This window comes from Leifsonia sp. ZF2019 (assembly GCF_019924635.1).
GTDB lineage: Bacteria > Actinomycetota > Actinomycetes > Actinomycetales > Microbacteriaceae > Leifsonia.
In genome coordinates this window covers 56,195-70,446 of sequence record NZ_CP065038.1, presented here as the reverse complement: position 1 = coordinate 70,446, position 14,252 = coordinate 56,195, and the positions used below count along the sequence as shown (strand labels likewise).

Genomic DNA, 14,252 nt, shown 5'->3' with positions numbered 1-14,252 from the left:
GAGAGGAGAGATGGCGATGGATTCGTCGTTGCAGTTCGGAGTGGAGGGGAGCGTTCGGATGGCATTTTCACGACTGACTGTGTCGGGGGAAGTCGAGCGGCGTCGTCTCGTTGAGGAGGCGATTCACTCCGGCGAGATGGAGGGTGTCAGCGTCGACGTCTACACTCGTGCCGATACGGAGGACTACATCGCGGGGCGGATCGACTCGGACGAGCTCGTCGAGCGCGCGCGGGCCCGGTATGGACTCCGCTGATTTCGTAGATCCCTACCTCGACCCGCAGACCGGCATTCTCCGAAACCTCGTCGGTGCGACCACGCGAGAAGCGTTGAACGCCGCCGAGGGTGCGCTGACCGTTGCCCGTGCGATGCAGCTGATGGATAAGCCGCAGGCGGCGTCGAATGACCTGACCGAGCTCCGCGAGATCCATCGCCGTTTGTTCGGCGACGTGTATGCGTGGGCCGGCCAACTGCGCACGGTGGATATTCGTAAGCCGGACGGTGAACCGTTCCTGCCGGTGTCGATGATCGAGCGCGCCGCCGACTTCGCCGTGGGCGAGTTGCGCGCGGATGGTCTGCTCCGCCAAATGGAGCGTGCGCAGTTCATCGAGCGGCTGGCGTATCACTACGACAGCGTCAACTACATCCATCCGTTCCGTGAGGGCAACGGCCGCACGCAGCGGGTGTTCTGGAACCGTGTCGCCCGCGACGCTGGTTGGCAGCTGGACTGGCAAACCGTGCAGGGACGAACGAACGACGCGGCCTGCCGTGCCGCGGCCGAGGAGCGCGACTTCGGCCCGTTGCGGGTGATGTTCGAAAGCATCGCAGAACCTATCCCCGTGGGGCGCACCACGCATCCCGGATGGCCGGCGCAGGAGCTGGGCCGGCTGTCGATGGGCGCGTCGACGGATGAGCATCGCGAGCGTTCCCGTCGCGATGTGGCGGCACGAATCGATCACAGGATCGAGGGCGAAGAGGCCGTCGGCGGTGGAGCTGAGGAGCGGCGTCCGCCGCGGACCGGACCGGCACGATGACGGGCCAGCACATCACTCTGATCCGACAGGTCGTGGGCCGGGAGGAGGCGTGTGCATGTTCGCCGTCGTGATCCCGGTCCTGGTCGCGATCGTGATCGCCGTCGTCGGCCTCGTGCTTCGCCTGGGGCTGGGCGCATTCGGGCTCGTTCTGCGTGTGGCGGTGTGGATCACGTTCGGACTCGTCCGAGTGGTGTTCTGGTGCGTGGTGGCGATCGCGCGCGGGATGCGCGCGTTCTACTTCGGCGTTCGTACCTGACAGCACGCCCCTATAGGGCGACGAGGGAAGCTGCGTGATCGCTACGCAGCCGCATACACGCTTTCGGTGTCGGGCTGTGTCGCCTCACGCTCGTCGACGACGGTCTCCGCACCGGCAGTCGGCGTGCCCTTGCGGGTCGCGAGGAGCCCCCGCTCCGTCGCCGTGAGCTCGAACACTCGAACGAGATCAGCTCGGCTCATGTCGCCGGCGTCCATCAGTTCGGCGGCCGCCTGGTGGACTGCGTCGTTCGCGCGGCGGGCGTCCTCGAGCGCAGTCGCGAACGCCTTCAGTCGCTTCCGCTTGGCGCGGAGTTCGGCCTCGTCCTGGCGCAGCAGTTCGTCGATGACGTGATCGGTGCTCATCGTCCCCTCATCCCCCGCGACCGGTCCCCCGTCGCGGTATCTGGTGAGCCGAACTCGGTACCGAGGGCTCACTCTCTCCTGTCAAAGGCTGCACCGGCGGAGCCGGTGCTCTTCCCAACCCTAGCGGTTGGGAATTGTGGTCTAAGATCGACTCACGGAGGGTAGCAAGCATTGAGTCTGGTAGCCAGACTCCGCATCCAGGCTTACGCCGTCTGTAGTGCTATATGGGCTTCCAGCCCAATCCCGGTAGGAGGTTTCGTGGACGGCAAGCCGAATCGGTCGCGGCCGGTGCGCAAGGCGTTGTCGTTCTCGGAGGTGGAGTGGATCGCGGTTGATCGGCGGATGGGTTTGACGAACACTCGGTCGTTTGAGGAGTTCGCTCGCCGCGCGGTGTTGGACAACGAGATCGTTGTTCAGCGGATCGCGTTCGATCCGGAGTTGTTGAAGGTGGAGCTTTCCAGGATCGGGAACAACGTGAATCAGATCGCTCGGCATGTGAATGCTGAGGATCAGGTCACGTTCCAGGAGATGCGGGCCGTGAAGAAGTTGCTGGATCAGATCCAAGGGCTGATCGAGTCCGCTGCGGGTTCCGTTGTTGAGGGGCAGACCTGATGCCGGTGATCAAGATGTGGCAGATCAAGAGGGGCCTGGCCAAAGCGTTGGAGCGTGCGAGTGACCCGCAGCTCACTGGCGGCGGGCTGTGGATTTCGGTGAATGCCGCGGTGATCGATCCGTCAAACATCGCTGCGATTGTTCAACAGTTCGGAGAGACTGTGCAGAGCGTCGGGGTCACGCGGCCACGAACTAATTCCGTGGCGGCACATCACCTCATCCAGTCTTTTGATCCGGCCGTGCCTGTTCCGTTGGAGGTTGTTCACCGGGTCGGTGTGCAGTTGGCCGAGCGGGTTACAGGTGGGGAGCACGAGTACGTGGTGGCGACGCACGTGGCAGCTTCCCCGGTCTGTAACCACATCATTTTCAACCCGGTAAGTTTTGAATCTGGGCGTCGATTTCGCGTCGGCCGTGGCACCATCGGCCTGATTCGGACGGTCTCGGATGAGCTGTACGAGGCGGAAGGTCTGCCCGTACTTTCCCGGCGGGCAGACGGTTCCTCATCGGGGGTGGCGCTCTGATGGCTGTCGTGAAGATGGGGCAGATCAAGTCCACGGTTGTGAAGGCGCTGGCGTACATCTCGCGTCCTGACGCGACCAATGACGGCTTGTGGGTGTCGACGAACGCCGCCGTGATTGACCCGTCGAACTTCAAAGCCGTCGCCAATCGGTTCGCCGCAACGGTCGAGCGGGTAGGTATCACCGCGCCGCGGCAGGGTTCGGTGCTGGCTCACCATGTCATTCAGTCGTTCGCGCCGGGTGAGGAGATGACCACGGAGCTCGCGCATCGCCTGGGTGTGCAGCTGGCGGAGCAGATCACCGGCGGTGAACACGAATACATGATCGCGACCCATCTGGACAAGGGCCATGTTCATAACCACATCATCTTCAACGCGGTGAACTCTGAGACCGGACGCAAGTTCCACACAGACAAGTACACGATCGGAAAGATCCGCGACCTCTCCGATGACCTCTGCAAAGCCGAAGGCCTGAGCGTTCTCCCGCCGCTGAAGACCCCGGCGACCGGCCGTTCGTTCGCTGAGCTGTACCGGGCTTTGAAGGGCGAGAGCGCCAAGGAACTCCTGCGCTGCGAGATCGACAAGGCGGCCGCAAGAGCGACGAGCTGGCGCGAGTTCGAGGGCATCTTGGGCCGTGCCGGCATCGAGACAAGCGTGCGCGGAGGCCGCAACGGGACCCTCTCGTTCCGGGAGATCTCGATGGGCAGACCCGTGCGCGACTTCCGCCTCGGTGCCGCCTACACGGAGCAGTCGATCATGACCCGCATGTCCAAGAGCGTGGTCAACATGGTCGGTGTCGACGCGTCCATGATCGTCAAGGAATCCCGCGACACCCTCACGGTCACCGTCCCCGGCACCAAACGCGAGCTGCAGATGACCGTCGCGAAACGACAAGTCGTGCGCCACGGCCGTGCGCTGCGGATCTACGTCCCTGCCGCGGAGCAGCATCGCCTAGCGGATAAGGCGGGCAACATCGCACGCACGGTCAGCACGCAGGGCCTGTATCAATACTTCTCCGAGCCGGACCTGCAGGCGGCTCTCACCGGCGCGAAGCGGAAGCAGGTCGACGGGTCGATGTTCGCCGGCTGGGGCGCCGCGATGAGCGAACTGCGCGAGCTCCAGGACCGGGTGAACGCGAAGGCACGCTGGATAAACCCCTACATGTTCGACGCCATCGCGGCCGTCGAGAAGGCGAGAGAGCACCTTCAGGAGCAGCAGCTCGCCTACCAGACCACGCTGGTCGCGGCCGCAGAGCTCGTAGCCGACCCGACGAGTGACCCGACCGACCTACGCGCCGTACAGGCACAGCTTCGGATCATCGAACGCGACATCAACACAGTCGGCACGGACCTTCGAGCCCTCACTCAACTGTCCGCGGACCCTGCTGCGGCGACGCACATCGAGGAGCCTGCCACGCGAGCCGAACTGCAATCCGTCGAGGAGCCGGGGCCGGCATCGCCTGCACCAGATCGCGGTCCTACGGAGCGCGATGGTTCCTCTGAGCCGACCAAGAAGCCCATGACTCTGCAGGAGCGTTTGGACGTCCAGCTGGCGGAGCTCAAGCGTCGCCAGCAGCAGAACGATTCCGGCAATCGCGACCGCGGCCGAGGCCGCTAGGAGGCCGCGCGGGCAGAGCTCGGTCACGGAGTGAAGTGCTACGGCAGCCATCGCAACCCAACCTAGGGTGAATTTTGCGCATCCCCTCGGCCACCGCAAGTTCTCTTGGTGCGCTGACCGGAAACGTAGAGCCCCATCAGGGCGGCCGAGGCGCCGTCCGCGAAAGGACTCAACGATGAACCGTTTTGCAAAGATTGTTAGCCTCTCTTCCTCGATCGGTCTCGCCATAGTTATCGCGGTGGGCACTCCCGCGCTGGCGGCCGAACCCGCACCCGCGGACCCGGGGCCACTGCCCGTCGCCCCGGTGCCAACGGCGACCGAGACCGGCGTGCCTGCGATGCCGGACCTGCCACTAACCGTGTCGGGCGGCTCCAAAGCTGCGTTCAGCCCCGCGGGCTGTGCCGGCAAGACCGACAACGCGCACTGGAGCAACCGGGAAGCATCGGTGCATGGCCGAACCACCTGCAGTCGCGGTATCGTCTCGGCTCTCGGAGTCACGACATCTCTTCAGAAGCAGGGATGGCTCTATTGGGAGACCATGAACACGGATAGCTCGAGTCGCGCGAACTCCAACAATTCCCAGGACGCACACCCACATTGGAGTTGCGGCGGCTGGGGAAGCCAGAACTACCGCGGCATCTCCACCCATTACTCGCGGGAAGCGTCCGGGACGTACAACGCCGAGACCAGCGGGTCCGAGAACCGGTTCAGCTGCTAACGATGCAGATCACGCAGGCTCGCCACGCCAGGACGGGCTTCGGGGTGGCGGCAGCGATCGTCGCTGCCACCACCTTCTGCGGGTGCACCGCATCCCCGTCCCCGTCGTCCCAAACAGACAAGCCCCTAACCAAAATGGAACCGCCACCTACGGCCGTACCCACCCTCACCGTCTCAGGCCACGAGATCTCACCAGCCAGCTACGACTGGATCATCAACGGAAAGCCCAAGAAGTTTCTGGCCGCTCCCAACCAGGATGACGTCAAACTTCAACACATCCCCTCAACCGCCACCAACCCGACAATCACTCTGGGAAGCCCGGTCCGCCCCTCGCAGCTCGTGATCGCAGCATTCACGTCACTCGACGCCAACGGGATCCCCAACAGCGCCGACGAACATCAAATCGATTGCACGGAACCCCAAGACCCCTGCCACATCAGCCGAACCACGACCACACTGTCGTTACACCCTTCCCTGCCGGCAGGTACCAAGATCATCGTCGTGCACGTCGGATACTGGGGCGACAGCCCCTCAGACCCCGGACTCGCCCTGGACTCCGCCTCCTGGGGTGTGCGACTCATCCCAGACCGATGAAGGTACCAAATGCCGACCGCTGAACCATCCTGGGCCCACGAGGCCTTCGCTAGCGTGTCCTTCGAGGGAAACGTCAGCGAGCTCGTCGGCACGTATGACGCCTACGTTCGTGTCTTCAACCCCGCCGTTGATCCGATCGCGCCCCCCGGGATGAGCACGCGCAGCTGGGCCAAGGTCAGCACGGCCGCGGCAGCCATCACCGCAGATACTCAGTGGGCCGATCTTCACGCCGACCCGTATTTGGACGAACCGGTCATGGGCGACCTTCACCCGCACGTCGCCGCAGAGCTCGCGCGAATCCTTGTCGGCTACACCACCACGCCTGACGAATGCGCGTTCCTGCTCTGGACCGGATACGCGGAAACCCGCACCCTTAGCAACGCTCCCTTGATCCAGTCGGGTCATCGAGACAGCCTGGCACTCTTCACCGGCCCAGTCACTGCGGGCGCCGATGCTCGCTACGGCCGTCGGCCCACGAACTGGCGCCCCCGCGACCGCGCCTGGGCTGTTGGGGCAGACATCTACGCCCGCAGCGCCTACATCGGTGGCACCAATACGGCCATCAACGAGATACTCGCCACACCTCACCTTGAGGCCCTCCCCGCCCACGCTCAGACCGTTCCTGCGACAGAAGACCGGTAGGCGCCAGCGACCAGCACACCGCCGAGGGCCGAGCCGCCTTCCGCGGCCGCCCGGCCCCTCGGCGGTCCCAGTGACCGTCGTAGAGCTGTTGGGCGAGAGATGCTTGGGCGGGCGTGAGTCGCGGTCGCCGGCCGCCGGTGCGGCCGCGTGCGCGAGCGGCGGCGAGGCCGTCGCGGGTGTTGGCGATGATGAGTTCACGTTGAAACTCAGCCAGGACGGAGAGCATGCCGAACATGGCACGCCCTTCAGGTCTGCCGGCGTCGATACCCTGCTCGAGCACCCGTAACCCCACACCTCGTTGCTGCAGGGTGGCGCCAAGAGTAACGAGATGCAGGACCGATCTGCCGAGCCGATCCAGCCGTGTGATCACGAGTTGGTCGCCAACGCGGTTCGCTGAGGCGAGGGCTCTGTCCAGTTCCGGACGGGTGGCGCGGGAGCCGCTGGCGATGTCGGCATAAAGGTTGTCGGCGTCGACGCCGGCGCGCAGGAGAGCGGCGACGTAATCGAACAGCACCGGGAACATCCAACGGATCACCAAGAACGCACTCCAGGAAGCGAACCGTCCCAGGCTGAACCGCGAACCCCAGACGATTGTGATCACCACGCCGAACAGTGATCAACGCACGATCATCGTCGTCCAGGTAGAAGTACCTCTCCAGGTCCGACTGAGACGGTGCCCCAGCAAAACACGCAAGCCCAGCCGCCTGTTCATCGCTAAGAAGTTCCACCGGCACAGCGCAACGCTATTGAAACCAGAAGCGCCCCAGCTCCGCTCGGTCGGCCTTAGCGTTCAATTTCACGCCGTTACTACCAAAACCCCGGTCTGCGGCGGGCGGGTTGATGGTCTGTGTGTTGTGCTCCGCCTCCAGGATTCGAACCTGGGCCTCACAGCTCCAAAGGCTGTCGTGCTGCCGTTACACCAAGGCGGATTGTGCCGACGTTCTGCCGGTGGTTGGGGTGGCAGGGTGTGAACCTGCAACTTTCCGCTCCCAAAGCGGGCGCTCTCGCCAAGCTGAGCTACACCCGGGCTGGGTTTTCTTCACATGTTCGGTTGTGGGGTGGGCGGGGTTTGAACCCGCGACCGACGGATTATGAGTCCGCTGCTCTGACCGGCTGAGCTACCACCCCAGGTCTTGCCGCGGTGGGTCTGGGATTCGAACTCAGGGAATATTGCTGTTCACCAGTTTTCAAGACTGGCTCCTTAGGCCGCTCGGACAACTCACCTGGGGTGCGGTCGGCGGGAATCGAACCCGCACCCCCGGAGGGAGAGCAGTTTAAGTGCCCCGCGTCTGCCAGTTCCGCCACGACCGCAACAGTTCTCGAGAGTAGCAGTCTCGCATGGGCGAACGGTCAGATGGCGAGCTTCTTCGACCGGAACGGGCTCATGCCGCGGATCTTCAAGATCGCTTCATCATCGGGGAGGCGGCCGATTTCGTCGGGCATCATCAGCTCACGTTTGGTGACCCGCATCGACTTGGACCAGGAGCCGTGCGAGCCGCGGCTTTCGGAGATCTCCGGGGTGACGATCGTCTGGTAGCCGAGCAGCCCGGACACCCACTTGGTCGTTTCTTCCTCGTCGCCTCCGAGGAAGAGTTTGGTGTCGCAGTTGTTCTCCACGCCCGCCCACGCGTCACCGAAGAGGGTCTTGCCTTGGGATCGGGACTGCATGATGATGCTGGCGCTGATCCCGCGAGAGCGGATCGTGGCCATGACTTGTTCGAAGGCGGGGATCTTGCCGATGTTCGCGAACTCGTCGAGGAACATGTGCAGCAGCTCGGGCAGGTGCCCGGTTTCTTCGTGGTCGGCTTGGTAGACGGTGAGGCTGAAGAGGGTCTGCCAGAACATGGCAGAGATGAACTTGAATGTGCGGTGGGTGTCCGGGATCTGCAGGAACAGCGCGGTGCGCTCGTACCCGATCTTGTCGATGGCGAGGTCGTCGGTGGTGAGGATGTTTCGGACGTCGTGCATGTCCAGCGGCGCCAGCCGCACACCGAGGGAGATGACGACGCTCATCCGGGTTTCGGCGGGGCCCTGTTCGTAGATGCGGTACTGCCGGCAGGCGAAGTCGAGCACCTTAATCACGGCCGGGTCATCGTCCGGGTTCGGGTTGCTGTGCCATTCAGTGACGATCTCTCGGGCGGCCTGGAACCGGAGATCGGTTTCGCTGGTCATCGCGTCCTTGTTCTCCTCGCTGCCTTGCATCCCCTTCTGCAGGTCGAGGACACCGGGCAGGTTCGGTTCGGTGGTGTCGGTTTGCGCGGTTGTGGCCCACACGTAGGCGGTGAGAGCGGTCAGCAGGGCGCGCTCGGCGCGTTCCCAGAACCCGTCACCACCGCCCTCCTTCTCCCCCGTCGTGTTCGCGATGATCGTTTCGGTGAGCTGCGCGAGCCCGGTCTCTGGTTCGTCGGGGCTGACGTAGCGCAGCGGGTTGAACTTGCCGCTGGCGCCCAGGTCGATCAGGTTCAACGTCCGGACGGCGATGCCGCGGGCTTCCAGGGTAGGGCGGATCTCCCGGATGATCTCGCCCTTGGGGTCGGTGGTCGCGGTGGAGGCTTCCAGGGTGCGCAGGTTCGGCATCACATAGGAGCGGGTCTTCCGAGATCCGGACGCGCCCAGCACGAGGACGTTGAGGTTGCGTTTGGTTTGATGGGTGTCGGTGGACATCGCCTCGGTCTGGGTGAACCGGAGTTGCTGCCCCGCGCCGGTGCCACGGAACCGGCGCGGCAGACGTGTCCCCCACTCGGCTGAGCCTTGCTCTTCACCGGGGCGGGTGGTCTGCCTGCCACTGACCCGGTAGATGACCGCGAGGACGACAGCGGCGGCCGCGGTCGCACCAGATAGCAACGCCGGCAAACTTGTGTCCAGTTGCAGCGGGTTTCCGAACGGGAGCAGCGGGTTGGCTGCCAGCTGCGCCAGCACATCCTTTCCGGCGGCCTGTGAGCTGAGGGCGCCGGTCACGTAGCCGACGATCCGGTCGACGACGTAGAACGCGATCAGCGCCCCCACGGCGGCGGCGATGATCCGGCCCGGGGTGTATCCCTTCATCGGTCTACTTCCTCCCGAGGTTCTGCGGACGCTCACGACTGATGACGGTGGTCGGCGTGAGCTCCTTCTTCTTGGTCGCGACCGTTGCCTCGATACGGTCGCCGACCCGTTTGCGAGTCGCGTCCCTCTTGCTCATCTGCGGATCGGACTGTTTGGTCGTCGTCCGCTCGGTCACTGTGGCGGTCTGCGTCGTCTCCTGCGGCTGCGGCACCGTCTCGGCGGGTGCGGCCTTGTCGGGGAGGATCGCCGCCCGCTCGAGGGATGGCGTCTCGTCGAGCGTCTGCGACTCGAAGCTGACGCGCTCCTCGTCGACGGCGATCACCACCTCGCGCAGCTGCTCCGGCGCCTCCTCCAGGGACGACACCTGCCATCCCTTCTCGGTGAAGGCCCGGTCGAGCGCGGTCACGTTCTCTCGACTCAGAGTGATCGCCGAATCCCGCTCCACCTGATTCGCAAGGTCGTCGAGACCGGCGCTCCTGATCTCCTGGCCGAGAGTGTCGCGTTGTTCGGCCGTCAGAGACAGGGTCCGCTCGCCCGGTTTCGTCTCTTCCGCGATCGTCTTGGACGTGTCACGGGATGCGAGCTTCTCGTCGACGCGGGTCGATGCGACGGTCAGGGCGTGCTCGATCAGGGCGGCGTCTTTGCCCTGGACATGGAAGGAGCGGGTGCCGTCCTGGTGTGCCTCGATGCTGAACAGGACTCCGTGCCGGCGCAGCTCGCGGGCGAGCTGGCGGGCGACGTCGCTGTCTTTGATGCCGACGACCTCGCGTTTGCTGTCCGCCAGGCGGGTGAACTGCCGCAACCCGACCTGACCCTCTTCCCGCTTGGCCGCGGCCGCGTCCTTCGCCGCAGCGAGCAGGCCGCCGATCGCGCGGAGGCTTTGCTGCCCGGTCCCCACGCCCAGGCGCACGCTCAGCTTCACGAACCGGCCCACCGTGCTCACCCCCAACCGCAGCGTCTGCGACGCCAACTGCTGGGCCTCTGAACCCACCTTGTCAATCAGATCCATCCCTCAATCCCTTCTCTCGTTCGAAAACCTGTGGTGACCATGCCCGTTGCCTGACTCATCTCCTTCCGCGCGCCCGGCCTTTCGGCTTGCTGCCGAAATCCGGGATGATCCGCATTCGCCCGCCCTCACGCCCGAACCGGACGGATGCGGAGAAGGTGGTGTTCTTCTGGCTGACGAAGTCGCTCGCAGTGACCGCCCCACCGGTGAGGAGCGTCTGCTTCTCCTGCTCGGTGAACCGGTGACCGCACCATGCGTCAGGCGGAACGGCGGTGCTATCGGCGTCTTTTTCCCCGTAGTCGGGTTCGAACATCACTCGGAGGGCGCCCTGGTACTTCTTCTCGGTCAGACGGCCCCGGACAGGGAAGGTTGGGTCGGCGGCGCCGGCGGCTTTCTTCTTCGCGGAGATCGCGGTGAAGGAGATCTCCTCGCCCGCTAGGAGCGCCGCGCACTCCTGGTCGGTGAACCGGTGTCCGCTCCACACCCGCCCGAACCGGACGGCCCGACCGCCCCAGACACCTTCCACGGTTTCGCGCGGCTGGACCACGCTCAGGCCGAGGTCCGCGCGCATCGTCTCCGCGTTGCGCTTCATCGTTTGGATGTCCTCAGCTACCCAGCCGGCGACGACGGCGAGGACCTGGTCGACGATGCGGGTACCGGCGGCAACACCACGCATCTCGGCGTAGACATGCTCGGTCAGACGCAGATCCCCGATCCGTGTCCCGGGCAGGAGCCGGTACCCCATGTCGCCGAACGTCGTCAACGTCACCTTCCCGCGCGTCTCGGCCATCAGCGGCCACTTGTTCTTCTCGGACTCCTCCCGGGTCACCTCCGCGTACGTGGAGGTGCGGGTAGCGCCGGTGCCGACGTCGCGCTTCTCCAGCTGCTTCATCAGCCACTTCATCGACGGGTGCTCGGGCCGCTTGTTCACCCCCTCGTACACGAACGACTCCGCACGGGTCCCAAGCCCTGTAGTGTTCGGCTCATCGTCCGCCTGCTCGTCGTCAGGGTCCTCAAGGAACACGTGCTTCCAGCCGGCCTCCTTCGGCACCGCAGCGGTTCCGGTGAACGTGGGATGCTCCTGCAGGTGCCCAGCTTGGGACTCGTAGACGTAGTCGCCAGCGAACATCGCCAGGAACGAGCGGGCGAGCTCGCCGTAGATCAACGCGCCCGTCTCGCCGTACCTCGCTTCGACGTCCGCCATCGAGTTCGGCACCTTCAGCCCCGGGCGGTTGGCGCCGTGCGCGCCGGCATCCTTCACGTGCGTCGGCCGCGGATCCCGGCGCACAAGCGACGCCGAGTCGACGCCGGCGACAGCCGCGATCCGGTCGACCAGCGGCAGCAGTTCGGCGAACTGCTCCCCGGTGATCGTCTTGTCCTCGGTGCGCGGGTAAGAGACCACCTGGTCCTCGTACATCCGCTGATAGGTGGCGAGCACCGTATCCGCCTTAACCCCTTTGCCGGACAGGCGGGAGCTGAGCGCGGCGAGGTCCAACAGCCGGGGCGGCGGCACCCGCTTCATGGTGCGCTCGTCGACGACCACCGTCGACGGCGCGTAAGTGGCCGGCACCTGGCCAGGTGCCGGGAAGGTGGGCTCGTCCGGGTCGGTGTAAAGGACCCCGTTCTCGTCCCGGAACCGGTTCTGGAAGAAAGGCTTCTTCACCCACTCGGTGTGCGCTTTCAGCTGCTCCCCCACCATCAGCAACATCGCCGACTTCAGCCGGCCCTCCCGCAGCACGGCCCCCTGCCCCGCGCTCAGCGAAGCGACCCGGGTGAACTGCTGCGTCAGATAATCGAACCTGGCCCGGGTGTCCGCCTTCTTGTACTCGTCGAAGTGGTGGATGCCACCGGCGATCGCGCGCCGCTCGAGGAATGCGTTCTGGATCGAGGCCGGCGCCTCGTCCGTGAAGTACATGCGGGTCAGCTTGGCCGGGATGATGCCGAGCTCGAGCATCGGTTCGGCGAACAACAGCCCGCCCTCCCCCGACGGGTCGACGTCGGTCGCGCACACGACCTCCGCCGCAGTGGCCGCTTTCGCTTTCAGGTTGGCGAGGATCTCCGCCACACCGGACGCCGTCGACGGCCGTCGACGCCACGCCAGCTTGGCGGGGTCCCACGGCAGAGACGCCAGGTCCCACGTCTTGTACTTCTCGACCAGGTCCGCCGGCACCTGCTCGTGCGGCTCCGCGAACTCGTAGAGGTGTCCACGGAGGGCGATGATCTCGTAGGCGGTTCCGTGGAAGACACCAGCCATCCCACCGAGAGCGACGGCCATGTTCCGGGCGGCGGACGGCTTTTCTGCCACAAGGAGAACAGTCATCGTGAACTCATTTCGTTGATGGGATTGTGGGTTGGGAGGTCGCGCAGATCGTCGGCCGCGGGGTCGGGGTGGAGAGTGATCTGCACGTTGCCGATCTCCAGCACGTCGCTCGGGCGCAGGCGGTAGCGGATCTGCGGTTCCAGCTCCGCGACACGTTGCCCGTTCGCGTCGAGCACCCAGGTTCCGTTGGAGGATCCGCAGTCCAACACCCACACCTCGCCCATGCTGGTGCGACCGAATACGGCGTGCGTTCGAGACATCTCCCGGTCGCTGTCGATACTCATCTGGCGTGCACTGCCGTCCTCGGCGAGGGCGTGCGGGCGCCGGCCGATCACCACCGTCTCCTCAAGGGTGATGGTGAGTCCGCTACTCAATCGGAGCTCTGGCCCGCGCGGCGGCGTCTTCCGCGGCCGGATCATCGTGCGCTCCAGCTCGAAGAACGGATCTTCCTCTCCTGGGCCATCGACAGTGTCTGTGGTTGGCTCCGGCAGTGTTCTGAGGACCGGCAGCGTCGGCGCGACGACAGGCGGCTTCAGCAATACGGGCGCGACGAAGGTGGGAGCGGCTTCGCTGTCGTCGACGGCGGCCGGGGCGACGTCCCGTGTGTCGAACAGATCAGCGAGGTCATCCGTCGCTGGCATGGACGTTGCCGTGTCGTGTCTGCCGTTTTCTTGGACGTGACCATCCGGGTGGACGAGCATCGACCAGGTCCCGTCGGGGTCGTTCGACGTGAACGCTGCCACCGTGTCGGTTGTTGCGGCGTGCTCACGCACGATGCCGAGCACCTTGCGGCGTGCGTCGTCGAGGTCCTCTCCGATGACTTTGCGGCGGGAGCCGTCGATCGTCATAATCGCCGACCCATCGCGTTCGGTGGTGGCGTAGATCTGCGTCACTGGTCTGCACCTCCGATCCGGATCTGCAGATCGTCCGGCGCCGGTTGAGCGATCGCGGTGATGAGACCGGTTGCCTCATCGACCGTGACCCACCACGTAGCGCGGGTGGGTGCCTGGTAGCCCGTGGTGCCGTCCTGGCGGAGCCAGGTGGCCTGATAGTTCACCGGCACGCCCACGAGGAACGTGTGGTGCCCACTCGTGCCGGTGACCTTGCTGATCGCCGGGTCACCAACGAGGGACGTTGTGACTTCCGCAGTCTTGGCGGCAGCGAAGATTTCCGCCCAAACCGGCGTGAACGTGGAGGCAGTCGCGGGGCTGATGTGCGATCGCAGGTACTGGTTCACTCGGTTCTGGTCTGGCGCGGCTTTTGACCAGGCGTTGGCGGCCGACGCCGCCGACCGGGCATGCTCGGCCAGCTGCTCGGTGAACGCCTCCACATCCGCGTACGACCCTTCCGTGGCCCCAGAGCCGGGCGTCGACGATGCGCTTGCTGATGGCGCCGCGGTGGACTCGTGGGGCTTGGAGATGTGCGCTGTCGTGCCAGTTGTTGCGGCCAGGACGATGACCAGCACCAGCGCGAGCACCACGGTGAGGATGATGCCAAGGATGAGGGCGAGTTTCTTCTTGTTGACCACGATGG

16 protein-coding genes, 4 tRNA genes and 1 pseudogene are annotated in these 14,252 nt (G+C 65.1%); 9 read left to right on the top strand and 12 right to left on the bottom strand.

Going from position 1 to position 14,252, the window contains the following annotated elements; genetic code table 11:
- Positions 1 to 10: 10 nt before the first annotated feature.
- The 3 genes from IT072_RS21020 to IT072_RS21010 are packed head-to-tail and all read left to right on the top strand — an operon-like array spanning position 11 to position 1,287.
- Complete coding sequence (locus IT072_RS21020) at positions 11 to 253, top strand: antitoxin VbhA family protein (RefSeq protein WP_223361058.1); 243 nt, start codon at positions 11 to 13, stop codon at positions 251 to 253.
- Positions 240 to 1,031 (top strand): Fic/DOC family protein, encoded by a 792-nt coding sequence (locus tag IT072_RS21015; protein ID WP_223361057.1) that lies wholly within the window; start codon positions 240 to 242, stop codon positions 1,029 to 1,031. The genes IT072_RS21020 and IT072_RS21015 overlap by 14 nt, the downstream gene beginning before the upstream one ends.
- Positions 1,032 to 1,086: 55 nt before the next feature.
- Positions 1,087 to 1,287, top strand: a complete 201-nt coding sequence (locus IT072_RS21010) for a hypothetical protein (protein WP_223361056.1) — start codon at positions 1,087 to 1,089, stop codon at positions 1,285 to 1,287.
- Between the two features lie 41 nt (positions 1,288 to 1,328).
- Here the strand turns inward: IT072_RS21010 and IT072_RS21005 are convergent, their stop codons facing one another.
- On the bottom strand, positions 1,329 to 1,649 hold the full coding sequence (locus IT072_RS21005; protein ID WP_223361055.1) for a hypothetical protein: 321 nt from the start codon (positions 1,647 to 1,649) through the stop codon (positions 1,329 to 1,331).
- 258 nt (positions 1,650 to 1,907) lie between these two features.
- On the opposite strand from IT072_RS21005, the gene IT072_RS21000 reads away from it, so the two are divergent.
- The 6 genes from IT072_RS21000 to IT072_RS20975 all read left to right on the top strand — a co-directional run bounded on the left by IT072_RS21000 (position 1,908) and on the right by IT072_RS20975 (position 6,348).
- Complete coding sequence (locus IT072_RS21000; RefSeq protein WP_223361054.1) at positions 1,908 to 2,261, top strand: MobC family plasmid mobilization relaxosome protein; 354 nt, start codon at positions 1,908 to 1,910, stop codon at positions 2,259 to 2,261.
- On the top strand, positions 2,261 to 2,782 hold the full coding sequence (locus IT072_RS20995; protein WP_223361053.1) for a relaxase/mobilization nuclease domain-containing protein: 522 nt from the start codon (positions 2,261 to 2,263) through the stop codon (positions 2,780 to 2,782). The genes IT072_RS21000 and IT072_RS20995 overlap by 1 nt, the downstream gene beginning before the upstream one ends.
- The gene (locus tag IT072_RS20990; RefSeq protein WP_223361052.1) at positions 2,782 to 4,395 is read left to right on the top strand and encodes a relaxase/mobilization nuclease domain-containing protein; all 1,614 of its coding nucleotides are present in this window, start codon (positions 2,782 to 2,784) and stop codon (positions 4,393 to 4,395) included. The genes IT072_RS20995 and IT072_RS20990 overlap by 1 nt, the downstream gene beginning before the upstream one ends.
- Positions 4,396 to 4,570: 175 nt before the next feature.
- Positions 4,571 to 5,113, top strand: a complete 543-nt coding sequence (locus IT072_RS20985) for a hypothetical protein (protein ID WP_223361051.1) — start codon at positions 4,571 to 4,573, stop codon at positions 5,111 to 5,113.
- Between the two features lie 2 nt (positions 5,114 to 5,115).
- Positions 5,116 to 5,706 carry a hypothetical protein gene (locus tag IT072_RS20980; protein WP_223361050.1) on the top strand — a complete coding sequence of 197 codons (591 nt, stop codon included), beginning with the start codon at positions 5,116 to 5,118 and terminating at the stop codon, positions 5,704 to 5,706.
- Positions 5,707 to 5,715: 9 nt separating this feature from the next.
- A complete protein-coding gene (locus IT072_RS20975; RefSeq protein WP_223361049.1) occupies positions 5,716 to 6,348 on the top strand; it encodes a hypothetical protein in 633 nt (210 codons plus the stop codon).
- On the opposite strand, the gene IT072_RS20970 is transcribed toward IT072_RS20975, so the two are convergent.
- The 11 genes and pseudogenes from IT072_RS20970 to IT072_RS20920 form a co-directional block, all read right to left on the bottom strand.
- Entirely contained in the window at positions 6,269 to 6,952 is a 684-nt protein-coding gene (locus IT072_RS20970; protein ID WP_223361048.1) for a recombinase family protein, read from the bottom strand. The two genes, IT072_RS20975 and IT072_RS20970, sit on opposite strands and share 80 nt — an antisense overlap.
- Positions 6,915 to 7,076 (bottom strand): annotated as a pseudogene (locus tag IT072_RS20965) (DUF4158 domain-containing protein); the annotation flags it as partial. The pseudogene IT072_RS20965 and the gene IT072_RS20970, both read right to left, overlap by 38 nt.
- A 129-nt stretch (positions 7,077 to 7,205) precedes the next feature.
- A tRNA-Gln gene (locus IT072_RS20960) sits at positions 7,206 to 7,277 on the bottom strand.
- Between the two features lie 125 nt (positions 7,278 to 7,402).
- Positions 7,403 to 7,476 (bottom strand) — tRNA-Ile (locus IT072_RS20955).
- Between the two features lie 11 nt (positions 7,477 to 7,487).
- Positions 7,488 to 7,572: transfer RNA gene (locus IT072_RS20950), tRNA-Ser, on the bottom strand.
- Positions 7,573 to 7,577: 5 nt separating this feature from the next.
- Positions 7,578 to 7,659, bottom strand: a tRNA-Leu gene (locus IT072_RS20945).
- Positions 7,660 to 7,698: 39 nt separating this feature from the next.
- Positions 7,699 to 9,393 carry a VirD4-like conjugal transfer protein, CD1115 family gene (locus tag IT072_RS20940; protein ID WP_223361047.1) on the bottom strand — a complete coding sequence of 565 codons (1,695 nt, stop codon included), beginning with the start codon at positions 9,391 to 9,393 and terminating at the stop codon, positions 7,699 to 7,701.
- A 4-nt stretch (positions 9,394 to 9,397) separates the two neighbouring features.
- Positions 9,398 to 10,402 (bottom strand): DUF3801 domain-containing protein, encoded by a 1,005-nt coding sequence (locus tag IT072_RS20935; protein ID WP_223361046.1) that lies wholly within the window; start codon positions 10,400 to 10,402, stop codon positions 9,398 to 9,400.
- Between the two features lie 55 nt (positions 10,403 to 10,457).
- Entirely contained in the window at positions 10,458 to 12,719 is a 2,262-nt protein-coding gene (locus tag IT072_RS20930) for a DNA topoisomerase (RefSeq protein WP_223361045.1), read from the bottom strand.
- Complete coding sequence (locus tag IT072_RS20925; protein WP_223361044.1) at positions 12,716 to 13,612, bottom strand: FHA domain-containing protein; 897 nt, start codon at positions 13,610 to 13,612, stop codon at positions 12,716 to 12,718. The genes IT072_RS20930 and IT072_RS20925 overlap by 4 nt, the downstream gene beginning before the upstream one ends.
- On the bottom strand, positions 13,609 to 14,247 hold the full coding sequence (locus IT072_RS20920) for a hypothetical protein (protein ID WP_223361043.1): 639 nt from the start codon (positions 14,245 to 14,247) through the stop codon (positions 13,609 to 13,611). Before IT072_RS20920 ends, IT072_RS20925 begins: the two co-directional genes overlap by 4 nt.
- Positions 14,248 to 14,252: the final 5 nt, after the last annotated feature.

What these genes read in the sequence shown, in the direction of transcription:
- IT072_RS21020 (WP_223361058.1), top strand. Translation starts at nt 11, where the DNA reads ATGGCGATGGATTCGTCGTTGCAGTTCGGAGTGGAGGGGAGCGTTCGG.
- IT072_RS21015 (WP_223361057.1), top strand. Translation starts at nt 240, where the DNA reads ATGGACTCCGCTGATTTCGTAGATCCCTACCTCGACCCGCAGACCGGC.
- IT072_RS21010 (WP_223361056.1), top strand. Translation starts at nt 1,087, where the DNA reads ATGTTCGCCGTCGTGATCCCGGTCCTGGTCGCGATCGTGATCGCCGTC.
- IT072_RS21005 (WP_223361055.1), bottom strand. Translation starts at nt 1,649, where the DNA reads ATGAGCACCGATCACGTCATCGACGAACTGCTGCGCCAGGACGAGGCC.
- IT072_RS20995 (WP_223361053.1), top strand. Translation starts at nt 2,261, where the DNA reads ATGCCGGTGATCAAGATGTGGCAGATCAAGAGGGGCCTGGCCAAAGCG.
- IT072_RS20990 (WP_223361052.1), top strand. Translation starts at nt 2,782, where the DNA reads ATGGCTGTCGTGAAGATGGGGCAGATCAAGTCCACGGTTGTGAAGGCG.
- IT072_RS20985 (WP_223361051.1), top strand. Translation starts at nt 4,571, where the DNA reads ATGAACCGTTTTGCAAAGATTGTTAGCCTCTCTTCCTCGATCGGTCTC.
- IT072_RS20980 (WP_223361050.1), top strand. Translation starts at nt 5,116, where the DNA reads ATGCAGATCACGCAGGCTCGCCACGCCAGGACGGGCTTCGGGGTGGCG.
- IT072_RS20975 (WP_223361049.1), top strand. Translation starts at nt 5,716, where the DNA reads ATGCCGACCGCTGAACCATCCTGGGCCCACGAGGCCTTCGCTAGCGTG.
- IT072_RS20940 (WP_223361047.1), bottom strand. Translation starts at nt 9,393, where the DNA reads ATGAAGGGATACACCCCGGGCCGGATCATCGCCGCCGCCGTGGGGGCG.
- IT072_RS20935 (WP_223361046.1), bottom strand. Translation starts at nt 10,402, where the DNA reads ATGGATCTGATTGACAAGGTGGGTTCAGAGGCCCAGCAGTTGGCGTCG.
- IT072_RS20930 (WP_223361045.1), bottom strand. Translation starts at nt 12,719, where the DNA reads ATGACTGTTCTCCTTGTGGCAGAAAAGCCGTCCGCCGCCCGGAACATG.